The organism is Streptomyces sp. NPDC006207, from assembly GCF_040613835.1.
Lineage (GTDB): Bacteria > Actinomycetota > Actinomycetes > Streptomycetales > Streptomycetaceae > Actinacidiphila.
Genome location: NZ_JBEXSX010000139.1, coordinates 1 through 3,271, shown reverse-complemented (window position 1 = coordinate 3,271; position 3,271 = coordinate 1). Strand labels below are relative to the sequence as shown.

The 3,271-nt window shown below is 66.1% G+C and carries 4 protein-coding genes and 2 pseudogenes; 3 read left to right on the top strand and 3 right to left on the bottom strand.

Going from position 1 to position 3,271, the window contains the following annotated elements; translation table 11 throughout:
• Positions 1 to 7 precede the first annotated feature (7 nt).
• Complete coding sequence (locus ABZ312_RS44925; protein WP_500440213.1) at positions 8 to 97, top strand: alkaline phosphatase; 90 nt, start codon at positions 8 to 10, stop codon at positions 95 to 97.
• Positions 98 to 315: 218 nt separating this feature from the next.
• Here ABZ312_RS44925 and ABZ312_RS44920 read toward each other — a convergent pair whose 3' ends face one another.
• The 3 genes from ABZ312_RS44920 to ABZ312_RS44910 all read right to left on the bottom strand — a co-directional run bounded on the left by ABZ312_RS44920 (position 316) and on the right by ABZ312_RS44910 (position 2,772).
• Positions 316 to 693, bottom strand: a complete 378-nt coding sequence (locus ABZ312_RS44920; protein WP_500440214.1) for a hypothetical protein — start codon at positions 691 to 693, stop codon at positions 316 to 318.
• 593 nt (positions 694 to 1,286) lie between these two features.
• Positions 1,287 to 1,535, bottom strand: a complete 249-nt coding sequence (locus ABZ312_RS44915) for a hypothetical protein (protein ID WP_500440212.1) — start codon at positions 1,533 to 1,535, stop codon at positions 1,287 to 1,289.
• A 907-nt stretch (positions 1,536 to 2,442) separates the two neighbouring features.
• Positions 2,443 to 2,772 carry an Imm53 family immunity protein gene (locus ABZ312_RS44910; protein ID WP_500440211.1) on the bottom strand — a complete coding sequence of 110 codons (330 nt, stop codon included), beginning with the start codon at positions 2,770 to 2,772 and terminating at the stop codon, positions 2,443 to 2,445.
• Between the two features lie 21 nt (positions 2,773 to 2,793).
• Between ABZ312_RS44910 and ABZ312_RS44905 the strand changes: the two are divergent.
• Together ABZ312_RS44905 and ABZ312_RS44900 are read left to right on the top strand one after the other, a co-directional pair.
• A pseudogene (locus ABZ312_RS44905) lies at positions 2,794 to 2,883 on the top strand (DNA-binding protein); the annotation flags it as partial.
• Positions 2,883 to 3,176, top strand: a pseudogene (locus tag ABZ312_RS44900) (site-specific integrase); the annotation flags it as partial. The pseudogenes ABZ312_RS44905 and ABZ312_RS44900, both read left to right, overlap by 1 nt.
• Positions 3,177 to 3,271 lie beyond the last annotated feature (95 nt).

Sequence of the window (3,271 nt, the reverse complement as noted above, 5' to 3'; positions counted from 1 at the left end):
GGCCACCCTGGGCCAGCAGGCCAAGGCCGCCGGCAAGGCCACCGGCCTGGTCACGACCGCGCAGGTCACCGACGCGTCGCCGGCCGCCTTCTTCTAACGGAGCGCCGACGGCCGGTGGCCGGCTCAGTAGCCGAAGAAGTGACCCGGGGGTCTGCTGACCTGGGACCTCCCAGGCGATCAACGCTGTGACCTGCGATCGAGTGGTCAACGGTTGTCGGCGTTGGTCGTCGTCGTGTGACCTCGGACGGCCCGGAGACGGCCCCGCGATGCTCTTCAACGCGGCCATCCGCAACGCAGGGCATTCCCGTCGGCGATCTATGGCGCTGAGCGGGCTGTGCGCTCGGCCTCCTCCAGCCAGTCGACGTACCAGCGTGTGAACGTCACCGGGGTCCCGTCATCGTTGAGACGGGGGGCGAGGTCCACCTCGTCGGCTCGGTCGTCGGCCCACATCGTGCCCCGATGCGGGCCGGTGATGACCAGCCAGTCACGAAGCGCACAGCCACGGTGTGAGACGAGGATGGCGCCGACGGTGCGATCAGGGTTGAACATCAGGGCATCCCAGCGTTCGTCCCACGCCTCAATGGCGTCGTCGAACTCTTCAATGGCGTCAAAGTGCTCTTCCTCGGGGCACTGGGCCGCCAGCTGATCAAGTACGTCTGGATCAGGGCCATGCTCGGGGAAGGGTTCGGCCAACCGGGAGAGGTCAGCCAGTTCGGCACCGTCTCCCTCCCACCGCCAGCGGCCCTGCACTCGTCGTACGGCACCCCGTACGCGGGACCTGCCCCTCCCGCGCTGACTTGTAGAAGGAAGGAGCGAAATTCATCCGGCAACTGCACGTTCATCTGCTCTTCGAGTTCCGCGAGCTCAACGGGGTTGAGCGGCTGCTCCAAGACCCACTTGTGCCCCAGGGCGCCGAAGACCTCTCGACTCCCCGGAGATGCCCCCACTGCCTCAACCCGCTGCCGGATCCCCACCCAACTCTGATCAGCCATGCGAGGAACCTACGGGCTGGCACCGACACCTGTGACATGGGGATGCCACGTCGTGCCGCAGCTGAGGTACGCCGTCGGCATAGCGGCTTTGGGCGGGAGTTTCAAATGACTCGGTCAAGCACCACCGCACTCGGATCGTGGAGCGCCAGTTTGGAAGACTGAGGCTGCGGACCGGGCCCCGCCTGGGCAGACGCTCAACTGCAGCAATGCGGTGCTGTCACCGCTGTTCCCCGTAGTTCCCCGTGCGGCCCCGCCCAACGTGGCACGCGTGTGGCACGCGCCCGTCGATGCGAACTACTGGCGCGACGGTTTCCGCCGGCCAAGCGCGTAGGCAGCACAGACTGCGGTCACCGTCGTGACGATCCGGATGACCGTGTCCGTCTGGGAGAGCGCCAAGATCGTGAGTACGGCGACGTAGGCCTTTTTCCACCACACGCTGTTTTGCCAGTGGGCCCGCTTGCCGGACATCACCAAGCGAGCGATGACCAGGATGAGGCAGGCCCCAACGCACAGCCCGAGGGCGTACCAGTCTGCGGCCTGCATGCCTTGTCCTCTGCTTCTGATGGCCTACGTGCTCGGTCTGGACACTACCGCCGCGGCCCGCGTGCTCTGATCTCGGAGGTCGCGCACAGTTCTTCTGGAAGTGGTGCGCCACGCTCCCCACCTGCATACTTCTGTCTCCGGGCCTCGTTGATCTGCGTTGACATGGTGGTTGGCTGTCATCGGTGGTCAACGCTGGTTCCTTTCGGACGGCCCCGTGACGGCCCGTGTCGCCCTGTCCGTCCGATCAGCGAGGCGTGCTTGGCGTCTCCGCTCTCGCCACCGGCGCCCCGCTTCGGATATCTGCCCGCCAGTCATCATCAGACCTACGGAAAACGCACAGCCTGCGAGGCCCTTGTCCATATCCAGCAGTCGCGCGATGCCCCACGACACGAGCGTCAGCAATGGCCAGGCGACCAGAACTGGGCCCGCCATTCTCCGCCACAGCGGGCGCCGTTCTTCCATGTGCCGGAGGGTACCTGGCCGGTGCCGCGCGGTTTTCACGCGGGCGGCGTGGAGAGGCTTTGGGCTGGAGCTGCCATGGGGCGAGAGATCGGGGCCCGTAGGCTGGCCGCGAATCGGGCTGGCTCCTTGCCTGCCCGCAATAGCCCGAAGTGGGCCCCGATCTTCGAGGCTCGCCCCATGGTGGCTGCCTAAAGCATCGGAGCGCCGGCCGCCGCAGCCACCCGCGGTTCTGACCTCATGCCCTCGGCCTACCTCCGTGGGCGCGCGGCCGCGGACGGCCGTGCCGAGCGGGGCGAAGACAAGAGCGTGGGCGCGGCCGGACGCGGGCCGCGCGCCCGGCGGAGCGTGAGCGACGCCGGGTGCCTTGATCGAGGTAGAGAAACCCGTAACAGCTGCGCTTAACCTGCTTCGCTCCACCTGAGTATCTTCGTCTGGCTGCGGATCTTCAGATCCGGGCTTCGGCGAAGTCCTTGAACCGAAGAATCGCCCTGTTCAACGACGACGGATCACACGCGGCGTGAAATGTGGTGCCGTCAGACCAAGACCACAGCCACAGGCCCTTCGAGGGCTCGTGCTTCGTCTTATGCAGCTTCCGGCCTGCAAGGTCTGTGTCAGTCAGGTCGATCTCAAGCGTCCAGCCTGGATTGTCCAGCGTTGCGATGCGAACGCCGAACTCGTGTTCCCAGTCGTCGTTGCATTGCGACAGGTACCAGGACTGTAGGTAGCCCACTGCGTACGTCTGCTCGGTTGCGCCCGATGCGTCTTCCACAGCCATCCGAGGAACCTACTCAAGGTCCGCGGCTTCCGGGTCGGCCGGCACCTGCGCTACGACCCCGAAGACGTCCGCGCCTGGGTCGCCAGCCTCATGGAAGACGAGGCCGCCTGATGGCAGGACACATCCAAGACCGCTGGTACAAGACACTCGACGGCCCCGACGGTAGGCCCATCACAGTGAAGACGGATCGTCACGGCTCCGGCCTGCGCTACCGCGCCCGCTACATCGGACCGGACGGCACCGAGAAGTCCAAGAGCTTCCCCGATCGGCAGAAACGTCGGGCGGAAGCGTGGCTGTCCTCCATCGAGGCCGACATGTCCCGGGGCGACTACATCGAGCCGACCGCTGGAAGGATGACGTTCGGGCAGTACGTCACCGGGTGGCTGACCACCCAGACCACCGACCGGTCACGTCCGTGGGAGTGGTGTATCGACGGCCACTCGGTGATCTCGTTTTGAGGCTAGGCGGTGAGTGTGGTGGGCAGGGCGGTGTCGTGGGT

What these genes read in the sequence shown, in the direction of transcription:
- ABZ312_RS44915 (WP_500440212.1), bottom strand. Translation starts at nt 1,535, where the DNA reads ATGCAGGCCGCAGACTGGTACGCCCTCGGGCTGTGCGTTGGGGCCTGC.
- ABZ312_RS44910 (WP_500440211.1), bottom strand. Translation starts at nt 2,772, where the DNA reads ATGGCTGTGGAAGACGCATCGGGCGCAACCGAGCAGACGTACGCAGTG.